29 protein-coding genes and 2 riboswitches are annotated in these 24646 nt (G+C 37.6%); of the genes, 18 read left to right on the forward strand and 11 right to left on the reverse strand.

Going from position 1 to position 24646, the window contains the following annotated elements; all coding sequences use genetic code 11:
• Window positions 1–77: 77 nt before the first annotated feature.
• Window positions 78–1427 (reverse strand): APC family permease, encoded by a 1350-nt coding sequence (locus tag BG04_RS16370; RefSeq protein WP_034653987.1) that lies wholly within the window; start codon window positions 1425–1427, stop codon window positions 78–80.
• 63 nt (window positions 1428–1490) lie between these two features.
• Window positions 1491–1593, reverse strand: a riboswitch (guanidine-I (ykkC/yxkD leader).
• Between the two features lie 212 nt (window positions 1594–1805).
• Window positions 1806–1907: riboswitch (purine riboswitch) on the forward strand.
• A 505-nt stretch (window positions 1908–2412) separates the two neighbouring features.
• Between BG04_RS16370 and BG04_RS16375 the strand changes: the two genes are divergently transcribed.
• Complete coding sequence (locus BG04_RS16375; protein WP_016763252.1) at window positions 2413–3741, forward strand: amidohydrolase family protein; 1329 nt, start codon at window positions 2413–2415, stop codon at window positions 3739–3741.
• A 47-nt stretch (window positions 3742–3788) separates the two neighbouring features.
• Here BG04_RS16375 and BG04_RS16380 read toward each other — a convergent pair whose 3' ends face one another.
• Window positions 3789–3986, reverse strand: a complete 198-nt coding sequence (locus tag BG04_RS16380; protein WP_013055689.1) for a cold-shock protein — start codon at window positions 3984–3986, stop codon at window positions 3789–3791.
• A 424-nt stretch (window positions 3987–4410) separates the two neighbouring features.
• Between BG04_RS16380 and BG04_RS16385 the strand changes: the two genes are divergently transcribed.
• The 8 genes from BG04_RS16385 (at window position 4411) to BG04_RS16415 (ending at window position 10042) form a co-directional block, all read left to right on the forward strand.
• Window positions 4411–5043: an NAD(P)-dependent oxidoreductase gene (locus BG04_RS16385; protein ID WP_034653986.1), complete on the forward strand. Its 633-nt coding sequence runs from the start codon at window positions 4411–4413 to the stop codon at window positions 5041–5043.
• Window positions 5044–5214: 171 nt separating this feature from the next.
• Window positions 5215–6201 (forward strand): Gfo/Idh/MocA family protein, encoded by a 987-nt coding sequence (locus BG04_RS16390; RefSeq protein ID WP_034653985.1) that lies wholly within the window; start codon window positions 5215–5217, stop codon window positions 6199–6201.
• A 615-nt stretch (window positions 6202–6816) separates the two neighbouring features.
• A complete protein-coding gene (locus tag BG04_RS16395) occupies window positions 6817–7359 on the forward strand; it encodes a peroxiredoxin (RefSeq protein WP_013082001.1) in 543 nt (180 codons plus the stop codon).
• Between the two features lie 119 nt (window positions 7360–7478).
• Window positions 7479–7922, forward strand: coding sequence for a TlpA family protein disulfide reductase (locus BG04_RS16400; protein WP_013055693.1), 444 nt, complete (start codon window positions 7479–7481; stop codon window positions 7920–7922).
• A gap of 460 nt (window positions 7923–8382) precedes the next feature.
• A complete protein-coding gene (locus tag BG04_RS16405) occupies window positions 8383–8994 on the forward strand; it encodes a sigma-70 family RNA polymerase sigma factor (RefSeq protein ID WP_016763255.1) in 612 nt (203 codons plus the stop codon).
• Window positions 8987–9133: a YvrJ family protein gene (locus BG04_RS29795; protein WP_013082003.1), complete on the forward strand. Its 147-nt coding sequence runs from the start codon at window positions 8987–8989 to the stop codon at window positions 9131–9133. Before BG04_RS16405 ends, BG04_RS29795 begins: the two co-directional genes overlap by 8 nt.
• Before the next feature lie 4 nt (window positions 9134–9137).
• Window positions 9138–9365 carry a helix-turn-helix domain-containing protein gene (locus BG04_RS16410; protein WP_013055697.1) on the forward strand — a complete coding sequence of 76 codons (228 nt, stop codon included), beginning with the start codon at window positions 9138–9140 and terminating at the stop codon, window positions 9363–9365.
• 116 nt (window positions 9366–9481) lie between these two features.
• Window positions 9482–10042: a diguanylate cyclase gene (locus tag BG04_RS16415; protein WP_051975639.1), complete on the forward strand. Its 561-nt coding sequence runs from the start codon at window positions 9482–9484 to the stop codon at window positions 10040–10042.
• A gap of 28 nt (window positions 10043–10070) precedes the next feature.
• Here BG04_RS16415 and BG04_RS16420 read toward each other — a convergent pair whose 3' ends face one another.
• The 5 genes from BG04_RS16420 to BG04_RS16440 form a co-directional block, all read right to left on the reverse strand.
• The gene (locus BG04_RS16420; protein WP_013055701.1) at window positions 10071–10244 is read right to left on the reverse strand and encodes a twin-arginine translocase TatA/TatE family subunit; all 174 of its coding nucleotides are present in this window, start codon (window positions 10242–10244) and stop codon (window positions 10071–10073) included.
• A gap of 73 nt (window positions 10245–10317) precedes the next feature.
• The gene (locus tag BG04_RS16425; RefSeq protein WP_016763260.1) at window positions 10318–10632 is read right to left on the reverse strand and encodes a DMT family transporter; all 315 of its coding nucleotides are present in this window, start codon (window positions 10630–10632) and stop codon (window positions 10318–10320) included.
• Between the two features lies 1 nt (window position 10633).
• Window positions 10634–10975, reverse strand: a complete 342-nt coding sequence (locus tag BG04_RS16430; protein ID WP_034653982.1) for a DMT family transporter — start codon at window positions 10973–10975, stop codon at window positions 10634–10636.
• Window positions 10976–11016: 41 nt separating this feature from the next.
• Window positions 11017–11607 carry a TetR/AcrR family transcriptional regulator gene (locus tag BG04_RS16435; RefSeq protein ID WP_013082008.1) on the reverse strand — a complete coding sequence of 197 codons (591 nt, stop codon included), beginning with the start codon at window positions 11605–11607 and terminating at the stop codon, window positions 11017–11019.
• Window positions 11608–11691: 84 nt separating this feature from the next.
• On the reverse strand, window positions 11692–12345 hold the full coding sequence (locus BG04_RS16440; RefSeq protein ID WP_034653980.1) for a hypothetical protein: 654 nt from the start codon (window positions 12343–12345) through the stop codon (window positions 11692–11694).
• Between the two features lie 908 nt (window positions 12346–13253).
• On the opposite strand from BG04_RS16440, the gene pgsB reads away from it, so the two are divergent.
• The 6 genes from pgsB to BG04_RS16470 all read left to right on the forward strand — a co-directional run bounded on the left by pgsB (window position 13254) and on the right by BG04_RS16470 (window position 19630).
• Window positions 13254–14435, forward strand: a complete 1182-nt coding sequence (pgsB, locus tag BG04_RS16445) for a poly-gamma-glutamate synthase PgsB (protein WP_016763263.1) — start codon at window positions 13254–13256, stop codon at window positions 14433–14435.
• 16 nt (window positions 14436–14451) lie between these two features.
• Complete coding sequence (gene pgsC / locus BG04_RS16450) at window positions 14452–14901, forward strand: poly-gamma-glutamate biosynthesis protein PgsC (RefSeq protein WP_013055707.1); 450 nt, start codon at window positions 14452–14454, stop codon at window positions 14899–14901.
• A gap of 40 nt (window positions 14902–14941) precedes the next feature.
• Window positions 14942–16138, forward strand: coding sequence for a CapA family protein (locus tag BG04_RS16455; RefSeq protein WP_013082012.1), 1197 nt, complete (start codon window positions 14942–14944; stop codon window positions 16136–16138).
• A gap of 29 nt (window positions 16139–16167) precedes the next feature.
• Window positions 16168–17730: a gamma-glutamyltransferase family protein gene (locus BG04_RS16460; protein ID WP_034653979.1), complete on the forward strand. Its 1563-nt coding sequence runs from the start codon at window positions 16168–16170 to the stop codon at window positions 17728–17730.
• Window positions 17731–17750: 20 nt separating this feature from the next.
• Window positions 17751–17954: a CapE family protein gene (locus tag BG04_RS16465; protein ID WP_016763265.1), complete on the forward strand. Its 204-nt coding sequence runs from the start codon at window positions 17751–17753 to the stop codon at window positions 17952–17954.
• 113 nt (window positions 17955–18067) lie between these two features.
• On the forward strand, window positions 18068–19630 hold the full coding sequence (locus BG04_RS16470) for a gamma-glutamyltransferase family protein (protein WP_034653978.1): 1563 nt from the start codon (window positions 18068–18070) through the stop codon (window positions 19628–19630).
• A 26-nt stretch (window positions 19631–19656) separates the two neighbouring features.
• Here BG04_RS16470 and BG04_RS16475 read toward each other — a convergent pair whose 3' ends face one another.
• Window positions 19657–20106, reverse strand: a complete 450-nt coding sequence (locus BG04_RS16475) for a staygreen family protein (protein WP_013082016.1) — start codon at window positions 20104–20106, stop codon at window positions 19657–19659.
• Window positions 20107–20254: 148 nt separating this feature from the next.
• Here BG04_RS16475 and BG04_RS30990 point away from each other — a divergent pair, with 148 nt between their 5' ends.
• From BG04_RS30990 to BG04_RS16485, 3 genes are all read left to right on the forward strand, one after another.
• Entirely contained in the window at window positions 20255–20422 is a 168-nt protein-coding gene (locus BG04_RS30990; protein WP_013055713.1) for a hypothetical protein, read from the forward strand.
• Between the two features lie 430 nt (window positions 20423–20852).
• A complete protein-coding gene (locus BG04_RS16480; RefSeq protein ID WP_034653977.1) occupies window positions 20853–21326 on the forward strand; it encodes a hypothetical protein in 474 nt (157 codons plus the stop codon).
• Between the two features lie 129 nt (window positions 21327–21455).
• Entirely contained in the window at window positions 21456–22115 is a 660-nt protein-coding gene (locus BG04_RS16485; protein WP_013082018.1) for a haloacid dehalogenase type II, read from the forward strand.
• 30 nt (window positions 22116–22145) lie between these two features.
• On the opposite strand, the gene BG04_RS16490 is transcribed toward BG04_RS16485, so the two are convergent.
• The 3 genes from BG04_RS16490 to BG04_RS16500 form a co-directional block, all read right to left on the reverse strand.
• Window positions 22146–22328: a CsbD family protein gene (locus tag BG04_RS16490; protein ID WP_013082019.1), complete on the reverse strand. Its 183-nt coding sequence runs from the start codon at window positions 22326–22328 to the stop codon at window positions 22146–22148.
• A 143-nt stretch (window positions 22329–22471) separates the two neighbouring features.
• Complete coding sequence (locus BG04_RS16495; RefSeq protein WP_034655291.1) at window positions 22472–22966, reverse strand: NUDIX hydrolase; 495 nt, start codon at window positions 22964–22966, stop codon at window positions 22472–22474.
• A gap of 90 nt (window positions 22967–23056) precedes the next feature.
• Complete coding sequence (locus BG04_RS16500; RefSeq protein WP_034653975.1) at window positions 23057–24607, reverse strand: glycoside hydrolase family 10-like protein; 1551 nt, start codon at window positions 24605–24607, stop codon at window positions 23057–23059.
• Window positions 24608–24646 lie beyond the last annotated feature (39 nt).

A 24646-nucleotide genomic window follows, 5' to 3' on the forward strand; every position in this document is an offset into this window, starting at 1 on the left:
ATCGTAGTATAGTATGAGTGAAAATGAGTTGACAAGCAGTTTGTTAGAATACCTGACATAAAAACTGATTTTTCAGTTTATTTTTCAGGGACCGTCACTTTTGAATGATCTCTCTTTACAAAAGGAGCCGACAGTCGAGATTTTACAAATAAATAGAGAAATCCAACAGTAAGCCAGGCGACACCAATCAAAAGAGTATCTTTGTTTAACAGTGTGAGCAGCCATCCGATAAATGCCGCTCCGATCAAAGGGAAGATTAAATAGAGTATTGTTTCAGTAAACGACCGTTTCTTTAACTTAATATAAAAATGGGCAATGACTGATACATTCACAAATGTAAAAGCGGTTAAGGCACCGAAACTGACAAAAGTGACCGCTGTGTTTAAATCAATGAACATTCCCAAAAACGAAAAAGCGGTAACAAGCAAGATATTCACCACGGGCGTTTTAAACGTTGGATGAATATATGAAAATACCTTTTGAGGCAGTACGGATTCACGGCCTAAAGCATATAAAAAGCGAGTAACGCTTGTGACTGAAGAAACTCCTTGAGTAAAGGTTGCAATAATTAATACCGTAATAAATAGACTGCTTAAAAGATTTCCACCCACTAATTTTACAAGGGTGTAGGCTGCATTATCAGGGTTAGTAAACGTGAATCCCGGATAGGCAATCTGTGTAAAATACGAGATAGCGATGTACATAACAGCTGCGATGCAAACAATAAGAAAAATGGCTTTTGGAATTGTCTTTTTCGGTTGAATCGTTTCTTCCGCCATTGTTGTAACTGCATCAAATCCTAAAAAGCAAAAGCAAATGAGCGCAGCTCCAGAAAAAATAGTCGTAAACGGTACATCTGAAGCCAAAAAAGGATGAAGTGAAAAAAGAGTAGAAGAACTAGCTTGACCTGTTGCAATATCTTTGATGATAAATAAACAAAACAAACTTATAAAGAGAATCTGAACTACAACAGAGATGCCACTTATACGAGCTACAGATTTAATACCAACAATATTGACTAAAGCTAAGATAATGTTCATGACGATGACCCATACGTATACAGGAATAGAAGGGAATTCCGTATGCATAAAAATACCAAATGTTAAAATAGCGATAATAGGGGAGAAAATATAGTCTAAAAGAAGTGCCCAGCCTACTAAAAAGCCAAGGCGAGGATGTATAGCTTTTTTCGTATACGTATAAGCAGATCCTGCTATCGGATATGCTTTTACCATTCGGCTGTAGCTATATGCGGTAAAAAAGATAGCTAAAAAAGCGATTAAATAAGCAAGGACCATTTGCCCTCCAGCCGCATCGTAGACTACTCCATAAACTGTAAAGAAAATCATCGGAGTCATCCAGGCAAGACCCAAAAACACAATTTGATACACCTTTAGCGATTTACTTAACGCTGGTTGGTTGTTCATATAAATCCCTTCTTTCCTCTATTTTATAGTAGTAAAAAAGAAAAGCCTGGGAGAATGATGTCATTCTCCCAGGCTTTTATCCCTCCGTGTATACGGAACCATTCCGTACGCTCTCTCTCGGACCAGCCTTTAACATGTGTTAAACGGAACCCTAGATCGCTTTTTTGTCTTCAACAGAGTGAAGACTTTTATAGGTAATGTAAGTAGTTCGAAGTATAAGCAGGATTGTAGGAAGATGCAACTACTGTGTTAGATAGTTTAACAAACTTTTTAAAAAAGTAAACTTTTGTAAAAGGCGAACTATATATAATTTTATTAAAAAGATTATTCGTTTATAGTTGACTTACAGAAAGACCTATAGTATATTTGTAGACAAGAAAAAGCTAAATACGGTTCACTCATATATGTTTGAGAATATGGCTCAGACGTTTCTACCTTATCACCGTAAATGATAGGACTATGAGTAAAAAGTGAATCTAGGTTCCCATTTTTACGTTAGTAGAAAGTTTGGTCCAAGCGATTCACATATTCATTTTTGAAAAGAAGTGGATATGACACCGAAGGGATAAAAGCCCAGGCGGGTAGGTTTTTGCTCATTGTATTTGAGAGACCTGCCTTTGTTTGGGCTTTTTCTTATGTGTCTATTTACAGTATGAGCGAGTGATGGAAGTTTCTTGTTTGTATCTGCATTGCTTTCTGGGGAGAATAGCGATGCAAAGCATGAAATCACTCACTGAAGCTTTATCTGTAAGCCCTCATTTAACCATGGGAAGTACATTCTATCTATTTTCTAGCATTTTTTCTTTGATGAGCAGCGTGGGGACGCTGCTCCTTTTTTTGTTCTTGCTTTTTTCTCTGTAAATAAAGGTCTTTAAAGAGAAGGTGATTTGCGAAATTTGGCGAATTAATGCTTTAAACAATAAATGATAGAGAAGATAAAGCGGTCTATGAAAAATGAAGAAGTTGAAAAATTGAGGAGGGAATTATGTTGCTTCACTTAATTAATGTTCGTTTGCCAATTATGCACGACCACGCTCTTTTTGAAGTGAAAATTTCAAATGGAATGTATACTTCTATCGTTTTACAAAACGGTTATCTTGAAGGTGACGAGTTTTTTCCGCTGCATGCGGCCGTGTTAGGAAAAGAAACGTCACTTGATGCACAGGGGCGTGTGCTATTACCAGGATTTGTAGATATGCATATGCATTTAGACAAAGCTCATTCGCTTCCTCAAGTGCCCAATATATCTGGAACTCTTCAAGAAGCCATTAAAAATTACAGCAGCAGCCTGCCGGCATTTCCAGAAGAAGAAATTAAGCAGCGAATGTTAAAAACTGCATTGCAGGCATTGGCTAACGGTACGACTACGATTCGAACGCATATTGATTTTGACTGCAGCATGGAAGAAGATAGTTTATTTCGAAGTTTACAAGCGGCTGTCGAAGTGAGAGATGAATTAAGCCCGTATATGGACGTGCAGGTTGTTCCGCTATTCTCTAACCTAGACATTGATGATATGCATAAGATGAATAAAATTGAACGAGCATTCGACCTTGAAATTGATGCGATTGGAGGCTGCCCTCATTTAGCTAGAAACCCAGAAAAAGAGATTGATGCTCTATTTTCGCTGGCTCAAGCCTATAATAAACCTCTTGACTTACATGTGGATGAAAGCGATGATCCGTCTGTTGATACAATAATTAATATTGCTCATAGAACAATTGAACTAAATATGGAAGGAAAAGTGGTAGTGGGGCATCTTTGCTCGCTTGCAGGAATGACTGATGCAAAAGTGAAAGAAATCTTAAACCTTTTAAAACAGGCGAAAATTGGAGTTGTCACATTACCTGCTTCTAATTTATATTTACAGGGAAGAGAAGATAAAGGAATTGTAAGACGAGGCGTAACGCGTATTCGCGACATACAAAAAGCAGCGATTCCAATTGCTACTGCATCTGATAACGTGAACGACCCCTTTCATCCGTTTGGAAAAGCAGACTTGCTGCAAGTAGGGTTACTAACTGCCTATGCTGCACATATGGGAAGTCCGGATGATCAGCGGCAGTTGCTCCGAATGATTACAAGTATACCAGCCCGGCTGATTGGAAAAGAAAAGTATGGAGTGGAAGAAGGAAACGAAGCAAACTTTGTTCTATTAAATGTGCAGTCTGTACAGGAAATATGGACTGAACTTCCCGAAACTCGCTTTGTTTTCAACAAGCATCGCTGGCTTAGCGTAAAAGAGACGCATCAGCGGCTCGCTGATACGAACTTGACTAACCTTTGGCAGGAAAATCAAATTTTAATTGGTTAAATAGACATAAAAAGAAGCTGTCACATTAGTGACAGCTTCTTAATCAATTACTTTTGAACGTTAGCAGCTTGTGGTCCACGAGCTCCATCTTCGATTTCAAATGTAACTTCTTGACCTTCTTCAAGTGATTTGAAACCTTCGCCTTGGATAGCTGAGAAGTGTACGAATACGTCGTCTTGTCCTTCTACTTCGATGAATCCAAAACCTTTTTCTGCATTAAACCATTTTACTTTACCTTGTACCATTGTAGTACCTCCTGTGTGGAAAATCCACGAATATATTACTATCTCTGCTCAATTTCAATAAGAATCACTTTAAAGAAAGTCTTTCTATTTGTTAACACCGAACAAGAAATAATATACCTAGTATAACACTTTTTTATAAAAAAGAAACCTTTTTTCATAAAAAAGTACTCTAAGATAAAAATAAGTTGAAAATATGGATATATTTTGAAATGGTAAATGAGCTATCGTTTTGTGGATTTTTAGCAATCACTAAAATCTTTTATCACGTAAAAAAAATGAATAGCGAGGTTGACAAATTGAGTAATGTGTAACTATAATGGTTACAACAAGCTGAGAAGAGTTAGCAGTGCTATAAAAAGCTCAAATTTTTTTGTGTTATATGTAACCGTCATGGTTACAACTAAAATAAAAGGAGAGAATAAAAATGAAAATTGGTGTTATTGGAGCAACAGGAAAAGCAGGTCAATTAATTATGGAAGAAGCAAAACAGAGAGGACATGAAGTAACAGCCGTTGTTCGAAATGCTTCTAAACTAAAAAATCAAACAAACGTAATTGAAAAAGATATTTTTGCCATTACTTCAAAAGATATTGAACAGTTCGATGCTGTGGTAAATGCATTTAATGCACCTCCTGGAAGCGAACAGCTCCACGTTGAGTCTATACAATTACTTATTAAGGTATTTCAAGATGTTCAAACGCGACTCGCAGTAGTGGGCGGAGCGGGAAGTTTATTTGTAGATTCAGAAAAAACAACGCCTTTAATGAGCACAGAAGGTTTTCCAGCAGCTTATTATCCAACGGCTTCAAACATGGGGAAAGGTTTAAAAGAACTTGAAAAGTCGACTATAAATTGGACTTATTTAAGCCCAGCAGCCTTTTTTGATGCAGAAGGTGCTCGCACGGGAGCCTATCAATTAGGAAAAGATCATGTGATCACAAATAGTCAAAATGAAAGCTATATTAGCTATGCTGATTACGCGATTGCTTTAATAGATGAATTAGAGAATGAAAACCATGTGAATGAACGCTTTGCTGTAGTGGGTGAAAAAGCATAAGCTTACGTTTGATTCATATTGAAAAACAGCTTGCATTTGATGTAAGCTGTTTTTTTATGGAACAAAATAGATATAAAGCGATGAAAACCGATATAGATTTTTTATTATTTCTTCGTTTTTCTTTTCAAAAACGATACAATACAACATAGATGATAAAAAGGAGATGAAAAGATGATTCGTTTTGGCGTAATAGGAACAAACTGGATAACAGATCGACTGTTAGAATCAGCTCAGTATGTAGACGACTTTCAGCTTGCAGCTGTTTATTCTCGAACCATTGAAAAAGCAGAAGAATTTGCAGGTAAATATGATATTCCTCATATATTTACTGATTTAGAGGAAATGGCAGCGAGTGCTGAAATTGATGCAGTGTATATTGCTACTCCAAATGCTTATCATGCGGAACAAGCTATCTTATTTTTGAAAAATAACAAGCATGTACTGTGTGAAAAACCGCTCGCAGCCAATGCAGCAGAAGTAACCCGCATGATTCAAACAGCCAAAAATCACAAGGTGTTACTAATGGAAGCGATGAAATCAACCCTTCTTCCTAACTTCAAAGTGATTCAAGAGAACTTACATAAAATTGGTCCAATTCGGAAATACGTTGCATCTTACTGTCAGTATTCTTCTCGTTATGATAAATATAAAGAAGGTATCGTGCTTAATGCCTTTAAGCCTGAGCTTGCCAACGGTTCACTGATGGATTTAGGTGTATATTGTCTTTATCCTCTGATTACGTTGTTTGGAGGGCCTCATAAAATAAAGGCAACGGCGTTTATGCTAGAATCTGGGGTAGATGGAGAAGGGTCAGTTGCTTTCGAGTACGAAGATCGCGACGCGGTTATCATGTATTCTAAAATTACAAATTCGCATTTGCCAAGTGAAATTCAAGGAGAAAAAGGCAGTATGGTTATTGACAAAATACATACCGCTGAAAAGGTAGAAATTCGATACAATGACGGACGGGTAGAAGAGTTAACGGTCGATCAGCCTTATCCTGCTATGTACTATGAAATAAATGAATTCGTAGAGCTGTTAAAGCAAGGAAAGATGGAATCGGACACAAATTCTTATGAGAATTCATATTTAACAATGCACGTGATGGATAAAGTGCGAGAGCAAATCGGTCTTGTATATCCAAATGACAATAAATAACAGAGGCTGGGCAAAAGTAGTTTAGTTGAAGAAAGATCCGAACGAGTTTGATTCTTGATGGAGAATCAAGAATCAAACTCGTTCGGATTTTTTTATTGATAGGGTAAAAGTAGGTTTCATGTATGAAGTTGCTTCTAGCTGTTGCACGGAAATCAACAGCGGTGTCACCCGTCATCCATACTAGATCATTTTCTAATTTGTTCGTCTCTAAATTAGATTGAGATAGTTATGTCTCATTCTCTTTTATTGTGGTTATAAAGAGCATAATTGAGATTCGAAATCTTGCTGCAGCACATTTCAAAAGCAAATATGTTGAAACAAGGGAAGTTTTTTAGTATCTTCTATCTTTATTCATCCCTGCATACATAAGATTAATCAAAGGAAAGAATAAAAAGAGCAGAAAATATTCGATAATCAATCCTAGATTAAAATGATTATAAAAAAGTATTGACTATAATAATAGCTCGTGTATAATAAAGAATGTAATCAATAGTCATTACTAGTTTATAATGATACTAATAATCGTTATCAAATAGAGGGAGTCATTGATTGCATTAAAAATAATACATACAAGCATAAGCTTGTGAAATACATCGTACAAGGAGAGGTTTTGACATGGCAGAACGTATGGTAGGAAAACAAGCACCACGCTTCGAAATGGAAGCTGTACTTGCAAATAAGGAATTTGGAAAAGTAAGTTTAGAAGAAAATATGAAAAACGGTAAATGGACAGTATTGTTCTTCTATCCAATGGACTTTACATTCGTATGTCCAACAGAAATTACAGCTCTATCAGATCGCTACGAAGAGTTTGAAGATCTAGATGCTGAAGTTGTAGGTGTTTCTACAGATACAATTCATACTCACTTAGCTTGGATTAACACAGATCGTAAAGATAATGGACTTGGAGATTTGAATTATCCATTAGCTGCAGATCCAACTCACGCAGTAGCACGTGATTACGGCGTGTTAATTGAAGAAGAAGGCGTAGCGCTTCGCGGGTTGTTTATTATTAATCCAGAAGGTGAATTGCAATACGCAGTTGTAAACCATAACAACATCGGCCGCAGCGTAGAAGAAACATTACGTGTACTTCAAGCCCTTCAAACTGGCGGACTTTGCCCAGCTAACTGGAAACCAGGTCAAAAAACACTTTAATAAATAGCGGTGGAGTAGAGGAGAAATTCCTCTACTGCTGCCATTAAAATAGAAAAGATAGTTTTCTAACTATAAAAGACAGAATATTCAGTTTTATAAATGATGAGGAGGATTTTAAAATGAAATTACGTGAACAAATGCCTGAATTAACTGGAGCAACATCTTGGATTAACGACGAAGTAACAAAGGAAGACTTAGTAGGTGATAAAGCAACGCTTATCCACTTTTGGTCAGTAAGCTGCCATTTATGTAAAGAAGCAATGCCTGAAGTTAATGATCTTCGTGATGAGTATGATGATCAATTGAATGTTGTAGCAGTTCATATGCCTCGTTCGGAAGATGACTTAGATATGGGTGTTATTGAGGCAATGGCAATGGGACACGATATTACTCAGCCAATTTACGTAGACAGTGAGCATAAGTTAACAGACGCTTTTGAAAATAAATATGTACCAGCATATTATGTATTTGATAAAGAAGGTCAGCTTCGTCATTTCCAAGCGGGTGGAAATGGAATGCCGATGCTTCGCAAACGTATTAACCGCGTTTTAGGCGAAGAATAATCTCTACATGAAGAAGAAATAAAAAGGCCGCGATAAAAATATTTTAGCCGAAGTGAAAAACGAATCACTAATCAAAATATTTGATTAGTGGTTCGTTTTTTTGTTGTGATGAACATAGATTTTATCTGTTTCGTTCCTTCTAGCAGTTGATTGGAGGGCAAGGCGAAGACTCCGCTTTTCCCCCAGGAGTCTTGCACGGAAATCAACGGCTGTGTCACAAGCGGATCAGCTCATGTATCTTATTTGTTCGTCTTTAAATTGGATTCATTTCGTTATGTCTCAATCTCTTTTTTATTTTTTACTGAGTCGTTTTGATTATTAATGAGCAATTCATCATATTGACATAAAAAACCTCATATAGTTAAATTTATATAAGAACAAACGTTCGTTTTCGGTGTTGTTATTTTACTCTTTTCTCCCTTTTTAATAAGTATAAGAAAAAAAGGAGGAGATTTGCACAATGACTCAGCTCTATTCGCAGCAAGAAAAGCGGCACGATAAAGAATGTACCTTTCATACATTTCTTACAAACCACAGCGCAACTCTTCAGACTCATATAATGAATACATTTTTGACACCAGAACGCTATGAGCGATTACAAAAAGCGGTTGTTAAACATGATACAAAAGAACAAAGACTTCTAAACAAAGAATTTCATCAGTTTTATAGCGAAGTTAGATTGCTTCATTATATTAACAAGCTTTGCAGACATTATTCCAGAGATGTTATGCGTGTCAAAGAAAAAGAGCGTTCTTATATTCCTCTTCGCCTGCAGCAGCCGGCTGCGCTAGATGGAAATCGAACAGTGGAAGATATGCTAGGAGTACAGGACGGGGCTGTATGGGAGCATGAATTTTTAGGAAATCAACTTGAAAATCGTATTCTTCATCATGCATTTCGCCAATTAACGGCCAAGCAGCAGTGTATGCTGCACTTGATTATTGTTGAACGCTGGACTCATAAAGAAATCGCTGCTTATTTTTCTATTTCTCAGCAAGCGGTTTCTAATCATTATCAACGTGCGCTAAGCAAGTTGAAAAAAATTATGAAGGTGAGTGATAGATATGTTTGATCCTCAGTGGCTTCAACTTGTTGGAAACGTAGGATTTCCCGCTGTCCTTTCTTTTTATTTATTACTGCGTGTAGAAAACAATATAAAGCGACTTGAAGAAAAAGTGGAGAAATTAACAACTGACTTAAGAAAGAAGTGAAGAAATGGAAACTCTATATGAGCTTGTAAATAAAGTGAAAGCTGGAGATGAAGAGGCGTCAAGGCGTTTATTAAAAAAGCTGGAACCAAAACTAAATAAAGCTGTTCAAAGCTTTTCGCTGCATGAGAGAGAAGACGTAAAGCAAGATTTAAAGATTAAAATTCTTTCCGCTGTTAAGACGTTTGATTTTTCCAAAACGCCAGGACTTTGGGAATTTTTACGCCATAAATAAAAAAGAGCGCTCGTTGTATCGACGCTCTTTTTTTATTTTTGCTGAAGTTCGACTACTTACCTTACGAAAATACAAAAAATAGAAAATGGATAAATATTAAAAAAAGGTAAAATATTATGAAAGCCAATAAAAAGCTTGAAATGCTGTCCATGAAAGATGGCTTAACAGGTCTGAACAATCGCCGATCTCTTGATAAACAGCTGGAAATTGAGTGGAAATACGCACAGGAAGAAAAAGAGCCGCTTTCTTTTCTCTTATTTGATATTGATTATTTTAAAGCGTATAACGATACCTATGGCCATATTCAAGGAGACGAATGCTTGAAAGAAGTAGCGAATATTGCTAAAAGCGTTGTTTTTGACGAATCGGCTTTTGTTGCAAGATACGGAGGAGAAGAGTTTGGTATATTGCTTCCTCTAGCTAATCAATATGAAGCGATAAAAATGGCAGAAGCTATTAGACAGCAAGTGGAGCAGCGTGCAATTATCCATCAAGCTTCTGACGTGTTTAAGGGTGTCACAATCAGTGTTGGAATAATGACAGTCGTTCCATCCGAAAACATACAGCTGATTTCAATTGTCCATGGAGCAGATCAGGCTTTATATGAAGCAAAGCGTACGGGTCGAAATCGAATTTCAGTATATTCTCACCACAAAGAAGCTGACTCAAACGTTTGAGTCAGCTTTTAAAAGAGATATAAGCCTCTTATTTAGGAGGAGCTTTTTCTTTTTCATCTTCTTCCATAATTCCTTTTGTAGCGTTTTTAAACTCTTTTAACGTTTTTCCGGCAGCTTTCCCTAATTCCGGCAGTTTCTTTGGACCAAAAAGCAATAGAGCGACAAATACAATTAAGGCAATTTCTCCAAACCCAAGGTTCATTGTCATCGTCTCCTATTTTTTGAAAGTGTTTACAAGTTTAGTATAGCATGAAAAGAAAGGAAGTAGTACATCATTATCCAGTGATTTTAAGACCGATTACACCTGCTACAATACAAAAAATAAATAAAATTCGACGCATGTCTTTTGCTTCATGAAAGAAAAGCATGCCAAGAACTACGCTTCCAGCAGCTCCTACTCCCGTCCATATGCCGTAAGCTGTTCCGATAGGTATCTCCTTTAATGCTAAGGAGAGAAGATAAAAACTTCCTGCACCGAAAAGGATAAATCCAATCGAAGGAAACAACCGCTTAAACCCATCTGAAAGTTTTAAAAAAATCACAAATCCCACTTCGCAAAAACCGGCAGCTATTAATGCAATCCAAGCCATGTTACGATTCCTCTCTTTCTGTTTCTTCAGTAGAAATCAACTTCAAACCAACGATTCCAAAGATCATTAATCCTAAAAATAAAATCTTTCCAATATTTGCTCCTTCGTCTAAAACGGTCATTCCAAGTATCGCTGTGCCAGCAGCTCCTATACCAGTGAATACTGCGTAAGCTGTTCCGACAGCAATTTTTTTTAAGGCATTTGAAAAGAAATAAAAGCTGATCACAATTGTGACGATTGTAATGATTGTTGGAGTTATTTCAGTAAATCCGTGTGAATATTTTAAGCCGATTGCCCATACAATCTCGAGCAAACCAGCGAGAATAAGGTAAATCCAAGCCATTCTAATTCCTCCTTGCATAAAATAAGCCCTTTTTATAGGGCCTATTTAGCACGTATGCCTTCCCAAAATATCGTCCAAGCATCGTGAATTTTTTGGTCATAATACTCCGGTTCATAATAAAAGCGCTGGATGAACAGTCCGTCGGTTAAACAATAAAAGCTATTGATATACAAATCAATCGGACGTTCAATTATTTCGCCTTCAGCCATTCCCTGTGTAAAAATAGCATGCAGAATTTGATCAGACAATCGTTCGCTTCTTAAGAAAATAGCTTTTACTTCCGACTGTAAATGTTCAGGTGGAAACAAAATAAGACGACGGTACATCTGGCCGAAAGAATCTTTTTCAATCATCGTGCAGAAATCTACAATAAAGCAGTGAAGCTGTTCTTTAGCAGACTTTGTTTTATGCTGTTCGTATATAACAGATAACTTTGTTAGGAATAAATTCATTAAATCATGCACGGTTAGTAAAAATAAGTCGTCTTTGTTCTTAAAATGAGCGTACAGGGAAGGTTTTTTTATGCCTACTTTTGATGAGATATCAGCAAGCGATGTTTCTGTATAGCCTTTTTCTCCAAAGAGCTCCATTGCTGCAGCTCTAATTTTTTCTACAGTTGATAATTCACTCAAGAAAAGCTCCTCCTCAATCTAACTAACGGTCGTTAGGTAAAAGATATCAAATATAAAAAAAAGAAGCAAGGGAATCGCTTCTTTTTAATGTATTTTCACTAAATGACGCTGAGTTAAAAATAAAGAGAAGATAAACATAAGCTCAAACGTATTTGTTACAGCTGTGCTTGGTATAGGAATTGACACGGCACTTCCTACAATCATCACGGCTACTCCAATCATCATACTGCTCCATCGCGTCTTGCGAAATAAGGAAATTCCCACAAAAAGCAAAATAATCGCCACAATGAGAACCATAAGAGGGGGAGCGGATGATCCTACTAATGTATAGCGAACAATGCCATATTCACGTACTACTTCGATACGCTGGCTAATCGTCTCGAATATTTCATAGCTAATTAAGGCAAACGTAGTTAGCAAAAAAAGAATGCCGGCAACAGGTTTTTTAGTCCATGTAATCGTCGAATATTTCGCTACGCCATACGCAAAGAGCACCAAAGTAGGGGTAAATAAAGCGTGAAACCAAAAGCGAAGCATGCTGAGTGAACGTAAAGTATCCCCTTCACCGATAAATGAACCGATCCCAATCATTATATTATCGTAAATTAGTCCAGCTATTACTAAAGGAAGAAAAAGCATGTAAAACGGCGAAGTGTTTTTTCGCACTACATATATGCTAAAGAAAAACAGGACAATATAGCAAAAAGAAAATAGAAAATAAAGGGTTGTATCAACCATTGTTTTCCTCCTTTTGATGATACTTCTTCTTTTTATGATAACATCATATGCCAAAAAAGTGAGAAATCATGCATTTTTCTAGGCAATCTTAACGGACAAAAGCTGCCTTTATCGGTAGAAAGATTCAGAAAATATTGAAATAAAAATAGGAAAAGAGGCCATAGTCAAGAGATTTAGATTTACTGAATTGATTATTAAATAAAGGAAATCTATAAAATAACAACAAAAGAACTAGGAACACATGGAGTCTAAATGCTTATATAATTAGAAAAAAATATTTAATGTCCTTTCTATTTAAGTAAGTTAAATGTAAGCAGAAAATGATAAATAAATGTATTTTTCTTACTTTTATATCTATCTATCATCCTTACAAGTACGGTTGTTAGACAAATTCAATTGGTATATCCATAAAAAGGAATTAATGGGATAAAATATTTTTTATCCCGCCTTTATATTACAAAACGTTTTCTAAAGTTAAGAAATTTTTAATTACGTAATATTTCCGTGTGTTAATTGTAAGAGTGATGTATAAAATATTCCTGTTGTTATGGTAAAAAAAGGTATCGATGGGATTTTTCTAGGTAAATAAACTTTAGACCTATTGTGTAAATTTTAAATAAAACGATGAGTTTTTAATTCTGTAAATAGACAATCGGAATTGTAAGAATATATAACATTTGAGCTATTGACCACTAATGAGCGCAGATGATAGTTTTAGAGCTGTTGAAATTGGTACTCGAGTCCATTTTTCAAAGCAGGTGTTTTAGCAGCATGCTAGCGCTGTTAATTGATTAGCTCCCATACATATATAAAGGGAGTGAAACTATGAAATCGTATATCTATCATTATGAATCAAAAGCATTCATAACGTATCCAACAGGAGAAGTTTGGAAGGAGAAGAATGAAACATGATCTTAATTATCCTATGCTGCCTATTTTTAGTAGGGTATGGCGTTTGGGAGTATCGCAGACATTTACGCAAGCTGCATTCAATTCCTGTACGAGTGAATGTTAATGGTATTCGCGGAAAATCCACCGTTACACGATTGATTACAGGTATTGTAAAAGAAGCAGGTTACAAAACAGTAGGAAAAACGACAGGAACACAAGCGCGTATGATCTACTGGCATACAAGTGAAGAAGAACCAATTATTCGTCGTAAAGAAGGTCCGAACATTGGAGAACAGCGACGAGTAGTAAATGAAGTTGCCGATATTGGCGCGGAAGCTCTTATTTGTGAATGTATGGCTGTACAGCCTGATTATCAAATCACATTCCAAAATCAGCTGATTCAAGCCAAGGTAGGCGTTATTGTAAACGTACTAGAAGATCACATGGATGTAATGGGTCCAACTCTAGATGAAGTTGCTCAAGCGTTCACTGCTACTATTCCTTACGATGGCCACCTTGTTACAATTGAAGGTCCATATTTGGAATACTATAAAAAAATAGCCGCAGAGCGCAATACAAAAGTTATTGTAGCTGACAATGATAAAGTATCTGAAGCGTATTTACGTGAATTTGATTATATGGTTTTCCCTGATAATGCTTCCATCGGTTTAGCAGTAGCAGAAGCACTTGGTATCGATGCTGAAACAGCGATGAGAGGAATGTTAAATGCTCAGCCTGACCCAGGAGCTATGAGAATTACAACGTTTGGCGATGAAAAAAATCCAGCCTTTTTAGTGAATGGGTTTGCTGCCAACGACGCTTCTTCCACGCTTCGTATTTGGGAACGTGTAGATTCAATGAACTATAGTGAAAAGCTTCCTATTGTCATTATGAACTGCCGTCCGGACCGTGTAGATCGCACGGAGCAATTTGCTGAAGATGTAATGCCATACATTGAAGCGGACGTAATGATTGCAATTGGTCAGACGACCTCACCAATCGCTGCAGCATATCAAAGAGGCGAATTGCCAACAAAAGAATTCTGGGATATGGAAGGCGCTTCTACAGAAGAAATTTTAGAGCGCATGAAGCCTTATTTAAAAGATCGTATCGTATACGGTGTCGGAAATATCCACGGTTCAGCCGAGCCGCTTGTTGAAGCTATTATTGAAATGAAAAAGATGAGAAAAGCAGTTTAATCTAGGAGGCCATTTCATGTTCGGATCAGATTTATATATCGCCCTTGTGTTAGGGGTTACACTAAGCTTAATTTTTACAGAAAAAACGGGCGTATTGCCAGCCGGTCTTATCGTACCGGGGTATTTAGCTCTTGTATTTGATCAGCCAATTACCATTTTAATGATTTTCTTAATTAGTATTTTAACGTATGTTATCGTCGTATACGGAATCTCAAAAGTAGTTATTTTATATGGACGTCGCAAATTTACAGCGATGTTAATTACGGGTATTGTGATTAAAGTTGCATTTGATTATTTCTTCCCGATCTTGCCGTTTGAAGTGTTTGAATTACGCGGAATTGGTATCATTGTACCGGGCTTAATTGCAAATACAATGCAAAAGCAAGGTCTTCCTTTAACAGTTGGAACAACGGTTTTATTAAGTGGTGTAACATTTGGAATTATGCAAGTTTATTATTTATTTTAATACACAAACAAACCGCAGCTGGTAAAGGAAGGTGAAAGCGTTGAAAGAGAAAAAATTAAACTTTCAAGAAAAAGTATTGATGTTTATAAAGAAAACAAAGCCTACAACGGGCAAGCAAGCTCTTATCTTAACGCCAATTTTAATCGTAATTTTAGCTCTTTCAGGATGGATGGAGCGTTCGGATGCTCTTGAAAACCCTGAGACGGCTAATCCAGAGGCCAATAATGATTTAACGATGACTATGGTCGGAGACATTATGATGGGTCGCCATGTAAGAGAAGTAACTGAACGCTACGGAGAAGATTTTGTATTCCGCAACGTGGAGCCGTTCTTTAAAAATTCGGATTACGTAAGCGGAAACTACGAAACACCGATTTTAACAAATGACGTAGATTCATATAAAGCAATGGAAAAAGGTATTCATTTATATAGTAAGCCTGCTGATCTAGCGACTGTTAAAAATGCAGGTTTCGACGTATTAAACTTAGCGAACAACCATTCAATGGATTACAGTGCAAAAGGGTTAGAAGATACGATCTCTACTTTTGAAGCAAACAAATTAGATTTTGTTGGTGCTGGCCGTAACTCTGAAGAAGCAAAGCATATTTCGTATAAAGATGCTGACGGTATTCGCATTGCAACCGTAGGTTTTACGGATGTACATTCAGACGGAATGTCGGCTGGAAAAAATAACCCGGGTATTTTAAAAGCAGATCCGGATCTTATTTTCAGCACGATTCAGCAAGCGAAAGCAAATGCTGATTTAGTTGTAGTAAATGCCCACTGGGGTGAAGAATATGATGCACAGCCAAGTCCTCGTCAAGAAGGACTAGCAAAAGCGATGGTAGACGCTGGTGCGGACATTATCATTGGTCACCACCCGCACGTTCTACAGTCATATGACGTATATAAAGGTTCGGTTATCTTCTATAGCTTAGGAAACTTTATTTTTGACCAAGGGTGGTCAAGTACAAAAAATACAGCGATGGTTCAGTATCATTTAAACAAGCAGGGCCAAGCTAAAATTGATGTTATTCCAATGGTTATTAAAGCAGGTACACCAACTCCAACAGATAACCCTTGGCGCATGAAGCGTATTTATAACGATTTAAACAAGTTTTCTTCAAACCCTGAACTGTTAGAAAAAGAACGAAACAAGTTTGAATTAAACTTAGATCATTCTCGCATTATAAAACATGCAGAGGAGCGCAAAAAGAACGAAGCGCAAGCTAACTAATAGCCCGTCATACACAGAGGAGGTAAAAGATGATAAATAAACGTAATACGATTATTGTTTCCATTGTCATCTTTTCACTCATAGTAGGTGTATGTGTTTATCAATTTATGTTTCCAAAACAAGAATATGCAGTAAGTACTTCAGATCCTCGCGCCACAAAAGTAGGTATGGAAATTCTTAAACAAGGCGGTACAGCAGTTGACGCAGCTATTGCCATTTCCTACACGCTTGGTGTTGTGGAACCGTACGGATCAGGACTTGGGGGAGGCGGCGGAATGCTGATTGATCCAGCAGATGCCTCTCCAACATTTATTGACTACCGAGAAATTGCACCTAAGAATGATAAAGAAGATGAGATTGGCGTACCAGGGTTCGTTGCTGGTATGGATTATATTCAGCACCACTACGGATCTATGTCGATGAGCAAACTAATCGACCCGGCCATTAACTATGCTGAGAATGGGTATAAAGTGGACAAAGATTTGCACGATAGGCTGGTTTCATACAAAGGTAATGTGAATGAAGATGAAATTCCTAGCTTTTATCCAGATAAGGACGCTATCAACACAGGTGAAATTGTGAAACAGCATGAATTAGCGAACACGCTGCAAAAGATTAAGGAAGAAGGGCCAAATGCTTTTTATAGAGGGAAAATTGCAGACGATATTACAGAAGAAACAAAAGTAAGTCACAAAGACTTGCGAAAGTATGCGCCTGTTGAACGGAAACCTCTATCGACGAATTATAAAGGTCATCAAATTATTTCAGCACCTCCTCCTTTTGCTGGTGCTACGCTTATTCAAATGTTAAAAATGACGGATCAAGAAGATATTTGGAAGCTGAAGGAATCGCATCCTAGTCTTTATTATCATTTTCTTGGTCAAATTTCAAAAGTAGCTTATCAAGACCGCTTGAAAAAAATTGCTGATCCCGCTTTTATAAAAGAAACGCCAAATGATTGGATCGACGACCATTACGTGCATTTACTTCGTAATAAATTAAATAATACTGAAACAGATCATACCAAAGTAAGCGACGTCGAAGAACATGAAAGTACCACTCATTTTGTTGTCATGGACGGTGAAGGAACCGTTGTATCAACAACGAATACGCTGAGTAATTTCTTCGGCAGCGGTGAATATGTAGATGGGTTCTTTTTAAATAATACGCTCAATACGTTTGGGGAAGGAATTAATAAGCGTCAACCTGGCAAGCGTCCAAGAACATTTACAGCCCCTACCATTATTCGTGAAGGTGATGAATGGGTAATGTCCATTGGCACACCGGGAGGAAATCGCATTCCTCAAGTGTTAACGCAAGTAATTGGGGATTATTTTGAAGACAAAGATTCTATTAAAAATGCAGTAGAAAACAAGCGTGTCATTTTTGATTCTCATAAGTTTTATTCAGAAGCCAAGCTTAAACAGTCAACGAAGGATGGTTTAAAAACGTACGGCTATGACTTAAAAAACAATGATAACGCGATGTTTTACGGAGGCGTTCAAGCTCTTGTGAAAGACTTAAAGAAAAATAAGATTCAAGGTGACGCTGATCCGCGCCGCCACGGTTTATGGGAAAAAAGTACAGACTAACTTAATTGGAGGAATAGAAAATGATCGCAAAACGTATCGTAGGGATTGTAGGACCAATTGCTATTGTAGCAGGAGTAGTAGCAGGACTTGGAGCTTTGAAACATCCGGCTACTCTTTCAACAGATGAACAGCAAAAAATTGAAAATAACGTAAAAATGATTGAACAAACAAAATCAGCTGCTGCAGATGCAGTAAATGATGCTGCGGCAGCAGCTGGAAAATAAATAACAAAAAGGCATCGTCCTAGACGATGTCTTTTTTGTGTTCAATGTAATGTATGGATAAAAATGAAAGCGCTTCACAAAATATACAGATGAGTAAAAATGGAGGGTAATATGTGAATAAAAAATTACTGTTGTTTAATATTATTGCTTTTTTATTATTAATTTGCGTTATAGCCGCTTTTTTTATGACTCAATCGAGTACAGATCTTAGTCCTGAAAAGCTGCTTAAAAAAAATAATGATCATTCTTATGGTGTGAGCTCTTCTAATTCTCTGGCAGCAAATGTAGGGATGGACGTATTAAAAGAAGGCGGGAATGCAGTAGATGCGGCCATTGCTATTTCGTATGCCCTTAACGTAGTCGAACCTTTTGGATCTGGAATTGGCGGAGGTGGAGGTATGCTGATTGCCAAAAAAGATCAGCCTGCTACTTTTATCGATTACCGGGAAACCGCTCCAACTTCTATGAGTGGTAAAAACGGGGTGCCGGGATTTGTCGCTGGTATGGAATATATTCAGCAGAAGTATGGTACAAAATCAATGAGTGATTTGATTCAGCCGGCTGTTGAATACGCTGAAAAAGGGTTTGAAGTAGACTCTCTTTTATCGTCTCGATTGTATTACTCTAGAGGAAGGATGGATGTAGACGATCTATCTGCTTTTTATCCAAAGGGAGAAGCAATCGAAGAAGGAGAAACTCTGTCGCAGCCCGTGTTAGCTAAAACACTAATCAAGATTCAGCGAGAAGGCGCGTCTGCATTTTATAAAGGAGATGTGGCACAAGATCTTGCTGATGCAACGCCTATTTCTAAAAAAGACTTATCTTCCTATCAAGTGACAGAAACCAAGCCTGTCGTTTCAACTTACAATGGAACGGAAGTGATTTCAGCGCCTCCGCCTTTTTCCGGAATTACACTGATTCAAATGTTAAAAATGACAGAGAAAGAAAATCTTAAAACAATGCCTGACAAAGAATATTACGAAACGATGAACAGAATTAAAAAGGCAGCTTACTCCGACCGGTTAAAACAAATCGGAGATCCAGACTTTCATAATCAAAACTCAAGTGAATTAGTCAGTGATGATTATATAACAAACTTGGTCGATCACCCGACACGTTCTTCAGGTGAAGGCGATGAAGAACACGAAAGTACAACACATTTTGTGGTTATTGATTCAGAAGGAACCGTCGTATCTACAACTAATACGTTGAGTAACTTCTTTGGTACAGGCGAACAAGTTGACGGCTTTTTTCTTAATAACAATGCTGATACGTTTGGAAGCAAAGAACCGAATAATCGCGAGCCGGGAAAAAGAGCAAGAACTTTTACGGCTCCAACTATTATAAGAGAAAAAAGCGAGTGGGCGATGGGAATAGGTTCTCCGGGCGGAACGCGGATTCCTCAAATTTTAACTCAGGTACTTTCTAAAAACTTTGAAGGAAATGAATCGCTTCAAAAAGCTGTAAACGAACCGCGCTTTATTTTTGACGATTCGACTATTTATGTAGAGCCCGATTTAAATACCAAAAATATTCCTTCTGCGTTTCGAATAGAAACAAAGGAAAGCGACGTCTTTTATGGAGGTATTCAAGCGTTAACCATTAATTTTCAAGATAAACAAATGGAAGGAGCCGGAGACCCTAGAAGAAATGGAGTTTGGAAAACAGGAGATTAACGAAGTAAAGATCCCTTCTCATATGCTTAGGCATAGTGAGAAGGCGTTTGAAAATATCGAATGGAATGAAAATCTTTGTCGCTGGAATGAAAATGTACGTAAATGGGGGAACGATCTAAAGCAGGGTGAGCGTTGAAAAACGTGGCATCACCGTAGCGCAATGCTTTTAGCAAGTAAGGCATTTCCTGTTTGAAAATAGCGTGCCGTATGGCTTGAACGGACTTTTCCGTTTGTTCATTGCCAATAAATACGTATACATACAGCGTATCAACACCGTCTTTGTGGAGCCATTCGGCAAAAAGCTCATTTCGCTGTTCATTTAATTGATCAACAGCAAACTTTTCGTCGATCCAAAGAAATAAATCGTCTGTTTGTTCAGAATGTGTGAGCGTATAGCGTCGCCCAATAAAAGGAAAGGTGGGCGTGCTTCCTTGCCGGTATGTGACGCTAAATTGCTGAGGATTAAAAGCAGACAAACGGCATCTTCCTTTCACGCTTTTAAGTAGTTTATGCATAAAAAAGAGAAATTTCACACATTCGTCAAGAATTTTAAGCTGTTTTTCTTACATGCATACTTATGAAAAAGTTGTTACACTGAAGAAAAGAAATAGTGGGTGATAAAAGATGGAGCCGCTGTATATTGTCTTATCAATTTTTTTAGCAGCGATGCTATCGTATGATATTGCTAAATTTGTTCGAGGGGACCGGCCAGATTGGAAAGAGGGTCTCGTGACGGGCCTTGTGTTCGTGGGCTTTTTAGCAGCCATGCAAATGGCTTTTCACATTGTATAGCGACGAAAGAAGCTGGGACAAACGTATTTTAGTTGAAGGAAGATCCGAACGATGAATCGTTCGGATCTTTTTTTGTTAGGATGAACGGAGATTTCATCTATGTAGTGGCTTTTAGCTGTTGATTGGAGGGCAAGGCGAAGACTCCTGCGGGAAAAGCGGAATAGGTGAGACCTCGCAGGAGCGTCAGCGGCGAGGAGGCTCACCGGCCGTCCGCGGAAAGCGAAGTCTTGTACGGAAATCAACAGCGTTGTAACAAGCGATCTACACCCGATCATTTATCCTATTTATTTGTTTTTCGATTGAATTAATGTAGATATGTCTCAATCCCTTTTTTAAAGATATGCCGGATAAGTTTAGTCCGGCAATACTAAAAAGCTTGGATATCGAATAAGCTGTTGTATACTGCATTTTTGATAAAGGGGCTTTTTACTTGTATCGAAAAAAAACACTGCTTTTGAAGCGAAGTTTAGGAGTAGCTGTGTTTCTTTCTGTTATTGCGCTGGGAGTTTGGATGTTTCAATTTACATTCTTTTCTCCAAGTCATCAAGCCAAATCTGCCGTAAAAGAATTTTATACGCTAGAACAGGAAGGAAACTTTTCGGAATCATGGGACCTTTTTCATTCATCCATGAAAAAGAAATGGACAAAAGGTGCATACATACAAGATCGAGCACACGTATTTCTCAATCATTTCGGGGTAGACACCTTTACGTATTCCATTGAAGATGTTGAAAAAAGAAAGAGCTGGAAGATGGAAAATGATCGTAAAGCGTTTTCTGTTGTTTACGAAATGACCGTTATCCAAACGTATAAAGGGAAATATGGAAACTTTGATTTGGTGCAGAAAGTGTATGCTGTTCGTGAAAAAGGAGAATGGAAAGTCGTGTGGGATTATAAACAGTAGGAGAGCCTGCTGTTTTTTTATTTTCATAAGAAATGAGCATACCTCAGCTGTTAATAGGCCTCTTTTTTAACAGAAAAAACGTTATGTTTTTTTGCGAGTGGGTAAAATGAAAGAAGGAGGCGAACACAGATGAAATTTAAAACGATTTTATTTGATGCATATGGAACGCTGTTTGATGTACATACCGTTATTGAAACGTGTGATAAGCTGTATCCGGAGCGGGGAGAAAGTATTAGCCATTTATGGCGTTTGAAGCAAATTGAATATGCAATGCAATATCAGCTGATGGGACGATACGTTGACTTTTATACATTAACAAATCAATCCCTAAAATATGCAGCAGAAGCAAATGATATTGATTTAACGGAACATGAAGAAAAAATGCTGATGAGTGCTTACATGAAGCTGAATGTCTACGATGAGGTCAAAGAGGTGCTCGCCTATTTAAAAGAAAAAGGATATCGTCTGGCTATTTTTACGAATGGTCCTAAGCACATGATTGATCCGCTTGTTTCTTATCACAACATGAATCATTTATTTGAAGACGTTATTTCCGTAGACGAAATCAAACAGTACAAGCCTACGATGGCAAGCTATCACTATGCAAAAAATAAAATGAACGCAAAAAGAGAAGAAGTATTATTTTTGTCATCGAATACATGGGATATTGCCGGTGCTAAAAACTACGGGTTCGCAACGGCTTGGGTCAACCGAAAAGGAAATGTAGCTGAACATAAAGAATTGCAGCCAAACGTAATCATTAAAAGCTTAAATCAGCTTATTAAATAAAAAAAGAACGAGCATTAAGCTCGTTCTTTTTTATTTATTGCTAAATGTATCTTTTGTTTCGCCTACTGCTTTTTGAGCATTTCCTTTTGTTTTCTCAGCTTTTCCTTCACGCTGAAGGTCGCGGTTATTCGTTGCATTTCCGACTTGATCTTTTACTTCACCTTTAGCTTTTGATACATTTCCTTTAACTTTATCTCCTAAACCTTTACTCATTTTAATCTTCCTTTCTATTAGTGATTAAGTAGTGTTACTTGTCTGTTCCACCGTTAGAAAGAAATTAAACATATTTTCTGATTTTGACCTAAACAGAAGCTAAGCCTGCGATATTAAAAAGTAATGTGTAGGCACTATCATCATTATCGTTCGGAGGTTTTAAGTTCCCATTCATCATAAATCTGAGATTCATAAGGCCATGACAATAAGCTTAAAGATTCCACTGCTTTTAGAACAAGAGGAGAAGCATTATCGATGTTAAGATCCTGCGGTGCGATCCACAATGCTTCCAAAGAATCTTGTCCTTCAAACTGGACCGGGTTGGAAAGAAGCTCACCGCTGGCAATGTCTACGTGATAAAAAACGGCAATGTGATGTACGTGGGTAAATTCTTTCCACTTACAGGGATACTGAAAATCCGTTGTACCCGCTTGAGAAATAATAGTAATTTCAAAGCCCGTTTCTTCACTAAATTCTCTTTTCATCGCATCTGTTAATGTTTCACCGTGTTCTAGCTGTCCGCCTGGCAAATCAAAGCGATGAATATACGGCCCTCTATTTTTTCTTATAACAAGCAGCTTGTCATCTCGCATACAAATTCCATATACGCCAAAGGCGCGATCATAGTTTGGTTCCATCTTTTTTTCACTACTTTCTATAACAGAATGGCTTGATAAAGCATCATTTGATTTCTTTATCCTACCATACATTTTGCTATAGAACCTTTTTTAATGAGATGCTTTTACAGTAAGCGTGCGGGAAACAGCACTTTCGTTATGCAAACGGTCAACAGAGGTTACAACATATGTGTACGTTTGATTTTTGAGTGCGCTTTGATCTACAAACAATTGTGTTTCTCCTGTTTTCCGAACGGTTGTCAGCAAGTTTTCTGCGTTATTAATGTCGCCTCGTATATTGCCTTGGAAGCGATAAATGGCATAATATGCGGAATCATTCTGCTGATGATCTCGAATTTCAAACGCTGCTTCTTTTGTATGAGGGCCCGCGCTTTTTAATTTTGGTGCTTTTGGGGCCGTATCATCAAGCCAAGGCATTGACGGAATAAGAGCAGGATGTTTATAAATATCGTTTTGCAGCTTGTCTTTTATTCCTAGTGGGTTTCGGTTCAAATCTTTCAGGCTAAAATGCATGCTCCCGTGTACTTCTGGAAATTGGTGATTCAGAGCAATTTGTCTTGAATACTCATCGGGATCAGACCATGCTTCCACCGCGTTGTTATTAATTTTGTAAGCAGCTTGTCCAATATAAAGGTGAACTGGCTTTCCACGAACTTCATCTCTCCACCAGTTGAGCAGCGTATCGTAAGCAGCGGGTTCAAATCCGATATTCCAATAAATTTGCGGAGTGATGTAATCAACGTATCCATTTTGAATCCACGTACGCGTATCGGCATACAAATCATCGTAGTTTGTTTGTCCAGCAGTAGTCTCAGAGCCAGTTGGATCATTAGCGATGTTTCTCCACACGCCGAACGGACTGATACCAAACTTCACGTATGATTTTGTTTTTTTAATAGACGTATTTAAATCTCGAACAAGCTGATTAACATTGTCTCGTCGCCAGTCTTCAATGTTGGAAAACGTTTGAGCACCGTAGGTTTCATATGTTTTTTGATCTGGGAACGTTTGCCCTGCAATTTTGTAAGGGTAAAAGTAGTCGTCCATATGAACAGCATCAATATCATAGTTTCTTACGACTTCGAGCACTTCTTCAATAATAAAGTTTTTTACTTCTGGAATACCTGGGTTATAGTAGAGTTGTTTTCCGTAGGAGACGACCCAATCAGGATGTTGTTTGGCAGGATGATTATCGGCAAGTTTGTTTAAATCAGTATGATTCATGGTAATGCGATAAGGGTTAAACCATGCGTGGAATTCTAAGTTGCGCTTGTGTGCTTCCTCCACCATAAAAGCTAGAGGATCGTAGCCGGGATCTTTTCCTTGTGTACCCGTTAAATATTCTGACCACGGGCCATATTTCGACGGATAAAAGGAATCAGCGGTAGGTTTAATTTGAACCACCACAGCATTCATCCCCATCTTTTTTACTTCATCTAGCAAATAAGTAAACTCTTTTTTCTGCTGCTCAACCGGAAGACCAGGCTGAGAAGGCCAGTCAATATTGTATACGCTTGCAATCCAAGCGGCCCGAAGCTCCCGTTTTTGATACGTGGTAGGTACATCTGCTTTAGCAGGTAACGCGCTCGAACAAAACAGCAGTAAAAACAAGATGCCTCCTATACATTTTTTAATATCCATGTTCGTTCCTCCTTCTTTTTTGGTTGAGATAAAATTTCT

This window comes from Priestia megaterium NBRC 15308 = ATCC 14581 (genome assembly GCF_000832985.1).
Taxonomy (GTDB): domain Bacteria; phylum Bacillota; class Bacilli; order Bacillales; family Bacillaceae_H; genus Priestia; species Priestia megaterium.